This window comes from Streptomyces atratus (assembly GCF_900119365.1).
Classification (GTDB): domain Bacteria; phylum Actinomycetota; class Actinomycetes; order Streptomycetales; family Streptomycetaceae; genus Streptomyces; species Streptomyces atratus_B.
On record NZ_FPJO01000014.1, the window covers coordinates 128,185 to 143,610 of the forward strand.

Consider the following 15,426-nt stretch of genomic DNA (forward strand, 5'->3'; position numbering starts at 1 on the left):
AAACGGCAAAAGCCCGCAACGGCCACTCGAACGGTAACCCGACTTCCGCCATTCCTGCCGCCCGGACCGTCCGGTACGCCGTGTGCGCGGTCGCTGCCTGCGGGTTTCCTGGTGCTCTTGCGCCACTGCGGGCCCCGGCGGCGGGCCGCGTGCGATGCGGGCGTGTTCCCCGCCACTGCCTGCCGTGTTCCGCGGTCCCGGCCGGGCCGGTGGGGAGTGGATCAGATACGGGTGAAGCACCACACACCGAGGACGAGAAAAAGTACGCCGAACACAGTGGCGAGAGTGGCGGAGGCGACGGGGCTCACACCATGCGCCACCGGCGCGCGGTGCAGCACACGTGTCCCCGTCCACAGCAGCAGCGCGGCACCGAACAGCGCGAACGCCGCCCCGGCGAAGACCGCAGGTCCGCTCTCCATGCCCGTACGCCTCCCTGTCCTGCCCGGCCGGGGCGGGTGCCCTCCGGTCCAGGGGGAGGCTGCCACCCGAGGGCGTCATCGACGCGAACCCCGGGTGAATGGCCGGATTCGCCTGCCTCCTCCCCGTCTCTCGGATATGGGGCGAGCGGGGGGCGAACACGGGGCGGGCGCCCCGGGCGCGGGCCGGCCGACGAGCCGATCCGGGCACCACCCGGAACCCTCGCCGCGCACCACCCGGAACCCTCGCCCGCGCATCATCCGGAATCCGCGGCCTCCACGACGCACCGGGCGGCGACGAGCCGGAAGCCCCTGATCGCGGCACCCCTTCTCTACGTACGGCGGTACGCGCCCGAAAGGGAACGGAGCCCGGGATGACCGGCAGCACGACCGGCGCACCACCGGCCCTGCCGGACCGGCCCGGCGCCGATCAGCTCGCCGGAGGAACCGGCTCCAGGAAGCCCTCCTCGACCAGCAGCCGGATCGCCTGCGGGGTCCGGTCACGCAGCAGCACCGGGTCCTCGTTCATCAACTGGGCGATCGCGTCCAGAATCCGGCCCGCGGGCAGCGACCCGTCGCACACACCCGCGAAGCCCGCGCCGACGGCGTCGACCTTCGTCGCACGCCGCATGCCCCGGTTCTGACGGAGCACCACATGCTCCGGGTCCTCCGCGCCCGGCAGGCCGACCTGCTCCTGCACGACCTCGGCTGCCAGGGTGAAGTGCCCGGTCAGAAGCGCCGCGTCGTCCTGCTCGCGAAGGTAGTCCTGACGGGCGAAGTGGGCCTCGACGGCCGGGCCGAGCGGCTGCTCCACCGCGTGCGGCCACTCCTCGATCACGACGGACGGATTACCGGCGGCGGCCGCGGCGGACTTGCGCAGGGTGATCCAGCCGAAGCCGACGCCCTTGGTCTTGCGGGCCTCGAACTCGTCCAGCCAGGCGTCGTACCGCGCGGCGTACTCGGCGGGGTCCGAGCGGTGGTCGCCGCTGTCGCGCAGCCACAGCTCGGCGTACTGCGTGACGTCCTGGACCTCGCGCTGCACGATCCAGGCGTCGCAGCCGTACGGGACCCAGGAACCCAGCCGGCTCTGCCACTCCTCGCCCTCGACGTGCTGCCAGTTGGCGAGGAAGTGGGCGTATCCGCCCTCGTTCAGCCGGTCGCCCGTCTGCTGCACCAGGGTCCGGCACAGATCGTCGCCGCCCATGCCGCCGTCGCGGTAGGTGAGACGGGCACCGGGCGAGATGACGAACGGGGGGTTGGACACGATCAGGTCGTACGTCTCGGCGCCGACCGGTTCGTACAGCGAGCCCTGGTGCAGCTCGGCCGGGGCGGCGCCGGACAGCGCGAGTGTCAGCCGGGTGAAGTCCAGCGCACGCGGGTTGAGGTCGGTGGCCGTGACCCGGGTGGCGTGCTGCGAGGCGTGCAGCGCCTGGATGCCGGAGCCCGTACCGATGTCGAGCGCGGAGGCGACAGGTGTACGGACGGTGATCCCGGCGAGCGTGGTGGACGCCCCGCCGACCCCCAGGACCACGCCCTCCTCGCGCGAACCGATGCCGCCCGCGCCACCGACCGCACAGCCCAGGTCGGAGACGATGTACCAGTCCTGCCCCTCGGGCCCGCTGTACGGCCGTACATCGACCGTGGCCCGCACCTCTTCGCCGGCGTGGGTCACCCAGCCGTCCTCGACACACTCGGCCAGCGGGAGCGCGGCGCGGACCCGCTCGTACGGCACGGGGTGCTGGAGCAGGAAGAGCCGCACCAGCGTGTCGAGCGGGGAGTCGCCCCGGGTGGCGCGCAGCGCCGGGACCGTCTCACTGCGGGCGAGCGCGGCGTAGGCGGGCGCGCCGAGCAGGTCGAGGAGCCCGTCGGCGGTGAAGGCGGCGGCAAGCAGGGCTTCGCGGAGCCGGGGCGAACGGTCGGGCACGGGGAGACTGGTCGTACTCACCCACCCATTGTGGCCGCTCCCACTGACAACCGCTGCTGCCGCCGCCCGGTCACGACTTCTTGCTGGGCGAGGCGGAAGGCGCCGTGGACGGCGGCGTGGCGGACTTCGGCGGCACCGAGGCCGTCGGCTTCTGGCAGCCCTTCTGCTTCGCCATCGCGGTGCCGACCTCGCCGGACTGAAGCTTCTTCAACGCCTCGTCACCACTGGTGCTGATCTTGTTCAGCTCGTCCGCGATGCCCTTGAGCCCGTCGGCGAACTTCGCCTGGTCCTTCGTTTCGAGGGCGTCGACCTTCTTCTGCAGGTTCGCGTACGCCGCGGAGGATGCTTCGAGCTCCTTCACGGCCTTCTTCTGCGTGGTCTCACCGCCGTCGACCGGCGGCGGGCCCGCGGATTCGACCGCCGCGCCCAGTGCCTTGTACGCCTGCGAGATCTGCTGGAAGGCGGCCGAGTCGGTCTTCTGGACGTCGGCGGGCTTGCTGTTGTCGGCGGTCTGCTGCTGGATGGCGGCGTTGGCGTTGGCGATCTTCTGGAGCTGGGGCTGCACCTGGTCGCAGACCTTCTTGGCCCAGTCGTTCACCTTGTCGCTGTTGTCGTCGCTGCTGCAGCCCGACAGCGTAAGTACCAGTACCGCACCGCCGGACAGTGCGGCCGCAAGCTTCTTGTTCACCGGATCGGTCCCTTCCAAGGCTCTCGGCCCCGGAACTTACACGGCGAGCGCCCTCCGTCCGGGTGCCGGGTGTCCGATGAGTGGCCTTTTATAGCCATTTGCACCAAGGGAAATGAGGGAGATACAACTCACCCGCACAGCCCTCGGCACTCGGGAACACCTGCACGAGCAATCACGCGAACGGGGGACAGATCGGCGGCAGGTCAGCAGTGGACCGGCACGTCGGCCGAGATGCGGCCGGGCGGACGGTGCATCAGAATGCGCCGCCCGCCCGGCCATTGAGCCGAGGCCGGCTATGTACCGGCGCCCCGCCCCGGCAGCGGTGTCACGAAACGGCCGCTTGGCCCGAGGACTTGGCCGGCCTGCCCCCTCCTCCGTCCCCGTCGCCGGGATCCTCCCCGTCGCCCACGGCGATTCCGCGCCGCTTGGAGGCATAGACCGCGCCGACGATGACCACGACGGCGAGCACCGCCACCACAGCGCGCACGCCGGCGCTCGCGTCCTGCCCGTAGCTGAACTGCACCACCGCCGGGGCGATGAGCAGGGCGACCAGGTTCATCACCTTGAGCAGCGGGTTGATCGCCGGCCCCGCCGTGTCCTTGAACGGGTCGCCGACCGTGTCGCCGATGACGGTCGCGGCATGGGCCTCGCTGCCCTTGCCGCCGTAATGACCGTCCTCGACGAGCTTCTTGGCGTTGTCCCACGCACCACCGGAGTTGGCGAGGAAGACCGCCATCAGGGTGCCGGTCCCGATGGCGCCCGCGAGATAGGAACCGAGCGCTCCGACACCGAGCGTGAAGCCGACGGCGATGGGCGCCATGACGGCCAGCAGGCCGGGCGTGGCGAGCTCGCGCAGGGCGTCCTTGGTGCAGATGTCGACCACGCGCCCGTACTCCGGCTTCTCGCTGCGGTCCATGATCCCGGGGTGCTCGCGGAACTGCCGCCGCACCTCGTAGACCACGGCCCCGGCCGACCGCGACACCGCGTTGATCGCGAGACCGGAGAAGAGGAAGACGACCGCGGCACCGAGGATCAGGCCCACCAGGTTGTTGGGCTGCGAGATGTCCAGGCTGAGCGTCATCTCCCCGGCCTTGGCCCCGACGCCGTCGACCGCCGTGGCGATCGCGTCGCGGTACGAGCCGAAGAGTGCCGACGCCGCCAGGACGGCGGTGGCGATGGCGATGCCCTTGGTGATGGCCTTGGTGGTGTTGCCGACGGCGTCCAGGTCGGTGAGGACCTGCGCACCGGCGCCCGTGACATCACCGGACATCTCGGCGATGCCCTGCGCGTTGTCCGAGACCGGTCCGAAGGTGTCCATGGCGACGATGACACCGACGGTGGTGAGCAGCCCGGTCCCCGCCAGGGCCACCGCGAAGAGCGCCAGCATGATCGACGTACCGCCGAGCAGGAACGCCCCGTAGACGCCCAGGCCGATCAGCAGCGCCGTGTAGACGGCGGACTCCAGACCGATCGAGATACCGGCGAGTACGACGGTGGCCGGACCGGTCAGCGAGGACTTGCCGATGTCCTTGACGGGGCGCCGGCTGGTCTCGGTGAAGTAGCCGGTCAGCTGCTGGATCAGGGCGGCCAGCACGATGCCGATGGCCACGGCGACCAGGGCGAAGATCCGCGGGTCGCCGCCGTGCGAGGTGATGGCGCTGTCGGTGACCCCGTCCAGATCCGCGTACGAGGACGGCAGGTAGACGAAGACGGCCACGGCCACCAGCACCAGCGAGATCACCGCGGAGATGAAGAATCCGCGGTTGATGGCGGTCATACCGCTGCGGTCGGCGCGCCGGGGGGCGACCGCGAAGATCCCGATCATCGCGGTGATCACGCCGATCGCCGGAACGATCAGCGGGAAGGCCAGTCCGGAGTCGCCGAAGGCGGCCTTGCCGAGGATGAGCGCGGCGACGAGCGTCACGGCGTACGACTCGAAGAGGTCGGCCGCCATTCCGGCGCAGTCACCGACGTTGTCGCCCACGTTGTCGGCGATGGTGGCCGCGTTGCGCGGGTCGTCCTCCGGGATGCCCTGCTCGACCTTGCCGACGAGGTCGGCGCCGACGTCCGCCGCCTTGGTGAAGATGCCACCGCCGACCCTCATGAACATGGCGATCAGCGCGGCACCGAGGCCGAAGCCCTCCAGCACCTTCGGGGCGTCGGCGGCATAGACGAGCACGACACAGGAAGCGCCGAGCAGGCCGAGGCCCACGGTGATCATGCCGACCACGCCACCGGTACGAAAAGCGATCTTCATCGCTTTGTGCGAAACGGCGGTGAGATCTTTTTCCGGCTCGCCTTCCGCGGGAGTCGCCTCACGCGCAGCAGCGGCCACACGGACATTACTGCGTACCGCGAGCCGCATCCCGATGTATCCGGTGGTCGCCGAGAAAAGCGCACCCACCAGGAAGAACAGCGAACGGCCCGCGCGCTGCGACCAGTTGTCGGCCGGTAGCAGCAGAAGCAGAAAGAAGACCACGACGGCGAAGATGCCGACGGTGCGCAACTGCCGGGCCAGATAGGCATTCGCGCCTTCCTGTACGGCGGCCGCGATCTCCTTCATGCGGTCGGTGCCCTCGCCGGCCGCCAGCACCTGGCGCACCAGCAGTCTGGCGACGACCAGAGCGGCGACGGCGACGGCCGCGACGACGATCACGATGACGCGATTGTCATCGGTGAGAACCGCGGCCGCCAGAGAAGTGGACCGGCCGGAAGGCGCGGAAAATGCGGAATCTTGCGCGGGTCCTGCCAGTGGGGTGTTGAAGAACTCCGCCATACGTCCTCCTTGACGCTCAGCGCTCAAGACGTGGACGGATTGTAGGGAGCGGAAGCCGATCAAAACAGTGTGCGGTAAATGCAATTGACCTTCATCAGCCGATCGGCAAATGATCGAACTCCCGGATCGCCCCGAATGCAGTAATGGGGCAGGAGCATTTTCCATGGATTGACGATCACACATGAATGATCACACATAAATAAAAAAAGACCCTGCTCGGCAGGGCCTTGGAAGGCGGATCAAGAAACGGATCGGGGATGGCGCCTTGGGTGTCTGGGGCGCCTGCGACGTCCGGGGCACCCGGGGCGCCTAGGAGGAGCCCTCAGAAGAGCAAGGGGCGCCCGGCGAGCATCGTCACGGCAGCGCTGTCGCGGGCGTCTTCGGCCAGCTCATACGGATCACTCCGCCATTGGCTCCCGATCTGACTTCCACATCGTCGACGAGGCCACTGATGACCGCGAGACCCATCTCGTCCTCGCCATCCGCATCACTCTCGTGATCCGGCCCATCGAGCCCCGCGCCGGGCGTGGCGCCGCGTGTCGCGGAGGCTCCTGCGGGTCCACCAAGAGCGGGATCGTCCCCCGGTCCGGGGACCTCGTCGCCGACCTCGACGGAGAAGGACTTCTCCTCCTCGATCAGGACGACGGAGACGGGAGCGGTGATGCCATGGCTGCGGTGCAGCCCGACCGCGCGGCTGCAGGCCTCACCGACTGCGAGTCTGACCTCGTCGAGCACGGCTTCGTCGACCCCTGCCCGGCGCGCCACGGCGGCCGCCACGAGGCGGGCCGTCCTGACGTGTTCGGGCTGGGCGCTGAAGCGGAGTTCAACGGTGGTCATGCGATCCCCCTCAGACGTACGGGCGTGCATCCCAGGGGCCCGAGCGCGCTGCCCGGTGTCCCTGCTCTTTTCTTCTCTTTTTCCGGGCCGACGGCTCTTCTTCCGCAGCCGTTTGCCGCGCCGGCCCCGCCGGACGGCCGACCGGAGCCGACCTGGCCGACGGACGGCCCGGCCCTCGGACGACAGAGCGACAGACCACCGGCCGGCTGCCGAACGGGTCACCGGCAGACTGGCCGGCATCCCGCCGAACGCCGACCGACCGGCCGGCGTGCCTCACGGCAAATCGGCCACCAGGCACGCCCGCGTCGCACCGGCCGCCCGGCGGGCAGCGGGTGCGCCGACTGCGCGCCGAACCGGCCTTCGGCCGATCCGCCCGATCGGCGGACCGGCCTCGGGCCGACCGTCAGTCGGTGGCCGCGACGGCCTCGTCGACCGTGGTGTGGATCGGGAACACCTTGGTCAGACCAGTGATCCGGAAGATCTTGAGAATGCGCTCCTGGTTGCAGACCAGGCGCAGCGAGCCCTCATGGGCCCGGACACGCTTCAGGCCGCCCACGAGCACGCCGAGGCCGGTGGAGTCGAGGAAGTCGACGCCTTCCATGTCGACAACCAGGTGGTAGCTGCCGTCATTCACCAACTCGACCAACTGCTCGCGCAGCTTGGGCGCGGTATACACATCAATCTCGCCACCGACCTCGACGACCGTACGGTCGCCACCAGGGCCGGACACATTGCGAGTCGACAAGGACAGGTCCACGGATCCTCCAGCACCTTGCTATCGAGCGGTCGCCCCTCAGTCTCCCCGGCGGAGCCAGGGAACGGATCGCCAGCCGCGATGGCATTCAATCACTTACCAGCAGGCATGCACGACGCCTTGGGACCATTGTCCGTCACGCCAGTGACACACTCGGTGCCGATGGCCAAGAATCACCGCCCCAGTCGACCACCCGGGAACAGCGAGTCCAGCCCCTCTCCCGCCATGGTCCTCGACCGGCTCGCCGCAGTGGCGGGCCGGTCCGCGCGCATCACTCATACGGAGCACTTGCCCCCGCGTGCGGGAACCCATGCCATTTGGCCCGATCGCATCCGGCCGGAAGTCGTCGCCGCGATCCAGAAGGCCGGAATCGACCATCCGTGGGCGCACCAGGCGGCCGCCGCCGAGCACGCCCTGGACGGCGAATCCGTGGTCATCGCCACCGGCACGGCGTCCGGCAAGTCGCTCGCCTACCTCGCCCCGGTCCTCAGCGCCCTGCTCGACGGCTCCGAGGCCCCGAACGGCCGCGGCGCCACCGCCCTGTACCTGGCTCCCACCAAGGCCCTGGCCGCCGATCAGAGGCGTGCCGTGAAGCGGCTCGCCGCACCGCTCGGCAACGCCGTCCGGCCTGCGGTCTATGACGGCGACACCCCGGTCGAGGAACGCGAGTGGGTGCGTCAGTACGCGAACTACGTCCTGACCAACCCCGACATGCTGCACCGCGGGATACTCCCGTCCCACCCCCGTTGGTCCTCCTTCCTGCGCGCCCTGCGCTTCGTCGTCATCGACGAGTGCCACACCTACCGCGGTGTCTTCGGCTCCCACGTCGCCCAGGTGGTACGCCGGCTCCGCCGCCTGTGCGCCCGTTACGGTGCCGATCCGGTCTTCCTCCTCGCCTCCGCCACCGCGGCGGAACCCTCCGTCGCGGCCGGCCGCCTCACCGGTCTCCCGGTCAAGGAGGTCGCCGACGACTCCTCGCCCCGCGGCGAGCTGGTCTTCGCGCTGTGGGAGCCGCCCCTGACCGACCTGCACGGCGAGAAGGGCGCCCCGGTCCGGCGCACCGCCACCGCCGAGACCGCCGACCTCCTCACCGATCTCACCGTCCAGGGTGTCCGCTCGGTCGCCTTCGTACGCTCCCGGCGCGGCGCCGAGCTGATCTCCGTCATCGCCAAGGAGCGTCTCGCCGAGGTGGACCGCTCCCTGCCGGCCCGGGTCGCCGCCTACCGCGGGGGCTACCTTCCCGAGGAACGCCGCGCCCTGGAGCGCGCCCTGCACTCCGGGCAGCTGCTCGGACTGGCCGCCACCACCGCCCTCGAACTCGGCATCGACGTCTCCGGCCTGGATGCCGTCGTCATCGCCGGCTACCCCGGTACCAGGGCGTCGCTGTGGCAGCAGGCGGGCCGCGCCGGGCGCTCCGGCCGGGGCGCCCTGGCCGTCCTGGTGGCCCGCGACGACCCGCTGGACACCTTCCTCGTCCACCATCCCGAGGCGCTGTTCCAGCAGCCCGTGGAGTCGACCGTCCTCGACCCGGACAATCCGTACGTCCTCGCCCCCCATCTGTGTGCCGCCGCCGCCGAGCTCCCCCTCACCGATCCGGACCTGGAGCTCTTCGGCCCGGCCGTGGCCGAACTGCTGCCGCAGCTGGAAGCCGCGAAACTGCTGCGCAAGCGGCCATCGGGCTGGCACTGGACCCGCCGCGAGCGTGCCGCCGATCTCACCGACATCCGTGGCGAGGGCGGCCGCCCCGTCCAGATCGTCGAGGAGGGCACCGGCCGGCTGCTGGGCACCGTCGACGAGTCGGCCGCGCACACCGCCGTCCACGAGGGCGCCGTCCACCTCCATCAGGGCCGCACCTACCTGGTCCGGAAGCTGGACCTGGAGGACTCGGTGGCCCTGGTCGAGGAGGCCGTCCCGCCGTACTCGACCACCGCACGCGACACCACCTCCATCGCCGTCCTGGAGACCGACACCGAGATCCCGTGGGGTGACGGACGGCTCTGCTACGGCTCGGTGGAGGTCACCAGCCAGGTCGTCTCCTTCCTGCGTCGCAGGCTGATCACCGGCGAGGTCCTCGGCGAGACCAAGCTGGACCTGCCGCCCCGCACCCTGCGCACCCGCGCCGTCTGGTGGACGGTCACCGAGGACCAGCTCGACGCCGCCCGCATCAACCCGGAGATCCTGGGCGGCACCCTGCACGCCGCGGAACACGCGTCGATCGGGATGCTGCCGCTCTTCGCCACCTGCGACCGCTGGGACATCGGAGGCGTCTCCGTGCCCCTGCATCCGGACACCCTGCTGCCCACGGTCTTCGTGTACGACGGCCACCCGGGCGGTGCCGGATTCGCCGAGCGGGCCTTCCACACCGCCCGTACGTGGCTGACCGCGACCCGCCAGGCCATCGCCTCCTGCGAGTGCGAGGCGGGCTGCCCGTCCTGCGTCCAGTCCCCCAAGTGCGGCAACGGCAACGAGCCACTGCACAAGCGCGGTGCCGTGCGCCTTCTCACCGAGCTCCTGCGGTGTGCGCCTCCGGCCCCCGGGAGTCCCGGCCCGGCAGATCCGCCGGAGGCGTAGGAGGCTGAGGCGGGCGGGGCCGAGCAGCAGGTGGCTGGGGCGCAGGTGGCCCAGGTGCGGGAGGCCGGGTCGGAGGCCCCGGCTCGGGAGGACCGGGAGCAGCCTCCGGAGGGCCGGCCCTGGACCTGACCGCCGGTTCGTACGGCCCGAAACTCACCCGGGCCGTAACATCGGCGACCTCCCCGCGCACCGCACACCGGACCACCACGGCCCCCTGTGCCGCGGCCACCTGCTCGGCGGCCCCGCATGCCGCCCCAGGGCCTTGCAGAGCCCGGTCGGCCGCCGCCAGGGCTGCCAGGTCCGCCGCACCGCCCGCCCGGTGCCGAACGGCCACCACCTGCCCGAGGGCCAGCACGACCGCGAACACCGCGCACAGCGTGGCCGTGGTCATCGCCACCCACACCGTGGCCAGGCCCCTGTCCCCGTCCGCCGCCCCACGGATCCCGCGCAGGCGGGCAAGGGCGGCCGTACGCCGCTTCCGGCGACGCGTCCCGGTCATTGCGCCACCCCCACCGTGTCCTCGGCCAGTGCCGCCGCCTCCGCGTGAAGCTTCAGGGCCAGTGGTCCCGGCCCCGGCATCGACGCCGCCACCCGTACCCGCCACAGCTCCCCGGTCCGTTCCATCGCGACTTCAGCCCCACCCGGTGCCGCCGAACGGGCGGCCTCCAGCACCTGCGCCTCCTGCTCGGAACGGGCCGCCGCTCTCGCCCCGGCCCTCGCCGCGTCCACACACCGGATCTGGGCGGAGGCGGCCATCAGCGCCCACACCAGCGTCAGGGCGAACACCACCAGCACCGGAATCGCCATGGCCGCTTCCGCCGTCACCGCGCCCCGGTCCCCTCGGGCCCGGACTCCCCCGCTTCCCCCGCTTTTCCTGCTCTCAGAACTTGGCATCGAGCGCGTCTTTCAACAGTGACTGCAGCGCGGACATCACCGGCTGGCTGGTGACCACCTTGTAGAGCACCGCCGCGAACGCACAGGCCGCGATCGTCCCCACCGCGTATTCGGACGTCGTCATTCCGTTGTCCGACCGGACTCGGCGTGCCATGCCGCGCACCCAGTCCTTGATTCGCCGTACCATCCCAACCCCCATGGAATTCCTAATTCATGCTGAATGGTTTGCACTCATACTTTTCGGTCATCCGATGCGCAGCAGTCCGGTCGCCAGACCGATCACCACCGGTGCCACCCCGACCATCAGGAACGCGGGCAGAAAACAGAGTCCGACGGGGGCGGTGACCGCCACCCCTGCCCGCTGGGCGCGCGCCACGGCCGCACTCGCACGCTCGGCCCGCATCGCCTCGGCCAGCCGCGCCACCGGCTCCGCCGCCGGGGCTCCGGTCGCCCCCGCCCGGTCCAGACAGCGGGCCAGCGCGCTCGCACCCGGCATCTCCCCGAACCGCCCCCAGGCCGCCGCGGGTTCACCACCGAGACGGATCTCTGCGGCCGTCCGCGCCAGGCGCACGCCGACCGGCCCGCCGAGCGACTCTCCCACCGCCTCCGCAGCCTCCCGGGGCCCGGCTCCGGCCGAGATGCAGGCCGCCAACAGGTCGGCCGCCAGCGGGAGCTGACGTGCGGCCTCCGCCATCTCCGCCTGCCCGGCTCCCGGTTCGGGTCTGCGCCGGGACCGCTGCCACCGCCAGGCGCCGTACGCCCCCGCCAGCCCCGCCACGCACCCCGGCAGGCCGCCGACCAGGACCCAGCCCGACGCCACAGCGCCCACCGGCGCGATCCACTCCTTCGCCCGGACACCGGATGCCGGGTACCCGCGGCCCTGCCCACAGCCACGCCTCCGGCCACGCCGACGCTTCTGCACACCGATCGCCAGCAGCACCGCGCCCCGGCGACGCACCGTCCGCCCCCGCTGCGCTCCCGCCAGGGCGAAGGCCGTACCGGCGACCGCACTCAGCACCGCGCACACTGCCGCCACCCGGTGGACGGCTTCGCCGGCGGCCCCGCTCATGCCGCCTCCCCCGCCCGTACGATCCGGCCGGCCCAGTACAGCCCGGCCGCCTCCAGCAGTCCGCCCGTCGCCAGACAGACCAGCCCGGCCGACGTGTGCAGCAGCACCCTCAACGGATCGGCCCCGAGCGCCGCCCCCAGCCCCAGGCCCAGCACCGGGAGCAGCGCCAGCACGGCCACCGTCGACCAGGCACCCGCCAGTTGGGCCCGCAGCTCCTCCCGTCTGCGCCGCTCGGCCCGCAACGCGCCCGCCAGGCGGTCCAGACCCGCCGCGAGCCCGGCCCCGCCGTCGGCCGCCACCCTCCAGCAGGCCGCCACCCCGGCGAGCCCGTCCAGGCCCGGCTCCCGTGCCGCCTGCCGCAACGCCCCCGGCACATCGCCACCGAATCGCGCCGCGGCGGACACACCGGCCTCCGCAGCCCCCATCACCCCGGTGCCGCGAACGGCGACGAGCAGCGCCTGGCCCGGTTCGTGTCCGGCCCGCAGCTCACCCACGACCGCACCGCACAGCGCCACCACCCCGGCCGCCCGGCGTTCCCGCTCCCTGCCCTGGGCCCGCCTCCGCAGCCACCGCCGCACCAGCGGCACCGCCACCGCCCCGGCCAACAGCGGCAGCACCGACTCCCCCAGCACGGCGACGACCAACACCACCGGGAGGCAGAGCCACTCCCGCCGCTCCCGCACCCGCCCCAGCACCCGCGCCCCGGCCCGCTCCCAGCGCACACGCAGCGGCGACCGGTCCACCCCGTCGACGAACAGCGCCCGGGCCCTCCGTCGCCCGTGGTCCTGCACCACCATCAGCCAGGCCGCCACCCCGACGCACAGGACCACCGCACAGCTCACGCCCGTCGACACACCACCGGTCACAACGCACCCCCGATCAGCGACCGCAGCCGCTCCCAGCCCCGCTCCCGCACGAATCCACCGGCGCCCCAGCACAGCGCGGGCACGGTCACCACCAGCCCTGCCGCGTCCCGCTCCAGGACCTGCACCTCGGCGATCCGCCGCTGTCCGGCCCGGTCCCGTACGAGATGGACCACCACCGACAGTGCGGCCGCCAACTGGCTGTGCAGCGCCGTCCGGTCCAGCCCCGCCGCCGTCCCCAGTGCTTCCAGACGGGCCGGTACATGCTCGGCCGCATTGGCGTGAACCGTCCCGCACCCGCCTTCGTGGCCAGTGTTCAGAGCGGCCAGGAGCTCGGTGACCTCGGCGCCGCGCACCTCTCCGACCACCAGCCGGTCGGGCCGCATCCGCAGCGCCTGCCGCACCAGGTCCCGGAGCGTCACCCGGCCCGCCCCCTCCTGGTTGGCGGGGCGCGACTCCAGGCGCACCACATGGGGATGGTCCGGCCGCAGCTCCGCGGAGTCCTCGGCGAGCACGATCCGCTCCCGCTTCCCGACCGCACTCAGCAGACTCGACAGAAGAGTCGTCTTCCCGGCACCCGTCCCTCCGCTGATCAGATACGAGACCCGGGCCTCCACCAGGGCCCGCAGCACCCGGTCACCGCCCGGCGGCACCGTCCCCGCCGCAACCAGCTCCGTCAGCGAGAAGGCCCTGGGCCGCACCACCCGCAGCGACAGACACGTCGAGCCGACGGACACCGGCGGCAGCACGGCATGCATACGGGTGCCGTCCGGCAGCCTGGCGTCCACCCAGGGGCGGGCGTCGTCCAGCCGTCGCCCCGCCACGGCGGCCAGCCGCTGGGCCAGCCTGCGCACCGCGGCGGCGTCCGAGAAGGTCACCCCGGTGAGTTCGAGGCCGCCGCCCCGGTCCACCCACACCCGGTCCGGCGCGGAGACCAGCACATCCGTCACCTCCGGATCGGCGAGCAGCGGCTCCAGCACCCCGGTCCCGACCAGCTCGCCACGCAACTCATCGGCCGCACCGAGTACTTCGGCGTCCCCGAGCAGACGCCCCTGGGCCCGCAGCGCCGCCGCCACCCCGGCCGGGGTCGGTGCCGTGCCGCTCTGTGCGAGCCGCTGTCGCACGGCATCGAGCAGCGTCTCCGTCATGACGCACCTCCACCAGCGCGTCCCCCCGCACCCTCCGGTGCGAGCGCCCGCTCCCAGAACGCCGTGCAGAACCTGGCCAGCGGACCACGCGCACTGCCACCCGGCGGCGTGCCGCCGTCCTGGGCGGCCGACAGCCCGGCTTCGAGCGGGAGTTCACCGGCGAGCGGCAGCCCCAGCGCCTGTGCCACCCACCGTTCGTCGAGGCCCGCCGCATACGGCCCGCGGGACACCACCCGCAGGTCGTCCAGGACCATCCCGGCCATCGACGCCACACGCTTCGCCGCCGCGACCGCGCGAAGCTCCCCCGGGACCACCAAGAGCCCGAGGTCCAGCTGCGCGAGCGCCTCGGCCACCGATTCGTCGACCCGGCGCGGCAGATCGACGACCACCACCCCGCCTAGCCTGCGTGCGGCGGCCAGCACGGCCCGCATGGCCTGCGGCGGGATGACCACCCAGTCGTCGCGGCCCCAGCTGAGCACCCGCAGCCCATGCAGCGCCGGAAGTGATTCCTCCAGCGCACCTCCGCCGACCCGCCCCTTGGAATGGGCGAAATCCGGCCATCGCATCCCCTCGGCCCGTTCGCCGCCGAGCAGCACGTCGATGCCGCCGCCGAGCGGATCACCGTCGATCAGCATGGTCCGCCGCCCGGCCCTGGCCGCGGTCACCGCGAGGGCACAGGCCAGGGTGGACGCGCCGGAGCCGCCCCGGCCGCCGATCACCCCCACGGTGAGCGCCGGCCGGCCCACGCCTTCCGACGCATTGGCGATCTGGTCGACGAGCCAACTCTCCGAATCGGGCAGCCTCAGCACATATTCGGCTCCGATCTCCACAGCGCGGCGCCAGACGTCCGGGGCGTCCTGATCCCGGCCGACGAGCATCACGCCCCGCCTGCGCACCGCCCCTCGGCACCGCTGGGCGGCGTCGTCGCCCACCAGAACCATCGGAGCCCGCTCCCAACTGCCTCTGTCTTCGGGCAGCGAGTGATGAACTTCCGGTTCCGCTCCAGCGGCCGCACACAGCCGCAGCAGATCGTCGAGCAGTTCCACATCCTCGGTCACGATCAGCGGTCCGCCCCGCCGCACTCCGGCGGCCGGCAGACGATCCCGCGCGATGGACTCGGCCACGATCTCCGCCCCCTTCATCACTGCACCTTCATCGCGGATCGCGGTGATCCCGGAGCGTTCCGGGACCGGCGATTCCACAACCCGCGGACTTCGCGGCTGGAATCACCGTGCAGCGCTTCGGAGAATCGTGTGGATCTTGCTCGAAAACTGTGGACAACTCCACCGTTGTGGATATCTCCGTCGCTCAACCGACGACTTCCGGAGCGCACCCCTTCCGCTACACAACGTGACGAGTCATGCTCGTGGGAGACGGAACGAGAAGCGGGCCGTCGCGGCCGAAATGGAGGCAGAATGCCTGGCTCCGAACGACAGAAACGGGTCCGGACATGCGACGACCCCCGCCGGGGGGGAGAGCGGGGGTC

At 71.8% G+C, this 15,426-nt stretch carries 14 protein-coding genes; 1 reads left to right on the forward strand and 13 read right to left on the reverse strand.

Features of this window, described 5'->3' with window-relative positions; translation table 11 throughout:
- Nucleotides 1-221: 221 nt before the first annotated feature.
- The 6 genes from BT364_RS23030 to BT364_RS23055 form a co-directional block, all read right to left on the reverse strand.
- Nucleotides 222-419 (reverse strand): hypothetical protein, encoded by a 198-nt coding sequence (locus BT364_RS23030; RefSeq protein ID WP_072487130.1) that lies wholly within the window; start codon nucleotides 417-419, stop codon nucleotides 222-224.
- A gap of 427 nt (nucleotides 420-846) precedes the next feature.
- Entirely contained in the window at nucleotides 847-2,361 is a 1,515-nt protein-coding gene (locus BT364_RS23035; protein ID WP_072487131.1) for a N5-glutamine methyltransferase family protein, read from the reverse strand.
- Nucleotides 2,362-2,410: 49 nt separating this feature from the next.
- Nucleotides 2,411-3,028, reverse strand: a complete 618-nt coding sequence (locus BT364_RS23040; RefSeq protein WP_072487177.1) for a small secreted protein — start codon at nucleotides 3,026-3,028, stop codon at nucleotides 2,411-2,413.
- Nucleotides 3,029-3,353: 325 nt separating this feature from the next.
- On the reverse strand, nucleotides 3,354-5,804 hold the full coding sequence (locus tag BT364_RS23045) for a sodium-translocating pyrophosphatase (protein WP_072487132.1): 2,451 nt from the start codon (nucleotides 5,802-5,804) through the stop codon (nucleotides 3,354-3,356).
- 354 nt (nucleotides 5,805-6,158) lie between these two features.
- Nucleotides 6,159-6,641, reverse strand: coding sequence for an ATP-binding protein (locus BT364_RS23050; RefSeq protein ID WP_072487133.1), 483 nt, complete (start codon nucleotides 6,639-6,641; stop codon nucleotides 6,159-6,161).
- A 403-nt stretch (nucleotides 6,642-7,044) separates the two neighbouring features.
- Nucleotides 7,045-7,398 carry an STAS domain-containing protein gene (locus BT364_RS23055; RefSeq protein WP_003967428.1) on the reverse strand — a complete coding sequence of 118 codons (354 nt, stop codon included), beginning with the start codon at nucleotides 7,396-7,398 and terminating at the stop codon, nucleotides 7,045-7,047.
- Between the two features lie 78 nt (nucleotides 7,399-7,476).
- Here BT364_RS23055 and BT364_RS23060 point away from each other — a divergent pair, with 78 nt between their 5' ends.
- Complete coding sequence (locus BT364_RS23060) at nucleotides 7,477-9,966, forward strand: DEAD/DEAH box helicase (RefSeq protein ID WP_072487134.1); 2,490 nt, start codon at nucleotides 7,477-7,479, stop codon at nucleotides 9,964-9,966.
- Here BT364_RS23060 and BT364_RS39295 read toward each other — a convergent pair.
- From BT364_RS39295 to ssd, 7 genes are read right to left on the reverse strand one after another with little or no spacing between them, the layout of a single operon-like run.
- Nucleotides 9,896-10,465: an Rv3654c family TadE-like protein gene (locus BT364_RS39295; protein WP_079179592.1), complete on the reverse strand. Its 570-nt coding sequence runs from the start codon at nucleotides 10,463-10,465 to the stop codon at nucleotides 9,896-9,898. The genes BT364_RS23060 and BT364_RS39295 overlap by 71 nt on opposite strands.
- On the reverse strand, nucleotides 10,462-10,860 hold the full coding sequence (locus BT364_RS23070) for a TadE family type IV pilus minor pilin (protein ID WP_072487135.1): 399 nt from the start codon (nucleotides 10,858-10,860) through the stop codon (nucleotides 10,462-10,464). Before BT364_RS23070 ends, BT364_RS39295 begins: the two co-directional genes overlap by 4 nt.
- Nucleotides 10,847-11,059: a DUF4244 domain-containing protein gene (locus tag BT364_RS23075; RefSeq protein WP_072487136.1), complete on the reverse strand. Its 213-nt coding sequence runs from the start codon at nucleotides 11,057-11,059 to the stop codon at nucleotides 10,847-10,849. The genes BT364_RS23070 and BT364_RS23075 overlap by 14 nt, the downstream gene beginning before the upstream one ends.
- 45 nt (nucleotides 11,060-11,104) lie before the next feature.
- Nucleotides 11,105-11,929 carry a type II secretion system F family protein gene (locus BT364_RS23080; RefSeq protein WP_072487137.1) on the reverse strand — a complete coding sequence of 275 codons (825 nt, stop codon included), beginning with the start codon at nucleotides 11,927-11,929 and terminating at the stop codon, nucleotides 11,105-11,107.
- On the reverse strand, nucleotides 11,926-12,795 hold the full coding sequence (locus BT364_RS23085; RefSeq protein WP_072487138.1) for a type II secretion system F family protein: 870 nt from the start codon (nucleotides 12,793-12,795) through the stop codon (nucleotides 11,926-11,928). Before BT364_RS23085 ends, BT364_RS23080 begins: the two co-directional genes overlap by 4 nt.
- Complete coding sequence (locus tag BT364_RS23090; RefSeq protein ID WP_072487139.1) at nucleotides 12,792-13,940, reverse strand: TadA family conjugal transfer-associated ATPase; 1,149 nt, start codon at nucleotides 13,938-13,940, stop codon at nucleotides 12,792-12,794. Before BT364_RS23090 ends, BT364_RS23085 begins: the two co-directional genes overlap by 4 nt.
- On the reverse strand, nucleotides 13,937-14,998 hold the full coding sequence (ssd, locus tag BT364_RS23095) for a septum site-determining protein Ssd (RefSeq protein ID WP_256260179.1): 1,062 nt from the start codon (nucleotides 14,996-14,998) through the stop codon (nucleotides 13,937-13,939). The genes BT364_RS23090 and ssd overlap by 4 nt, the downstream gene beginning before the upstream one ends.
- Nucleotides 14,999-15,426 lie beyond the last annotated feature (428 nt).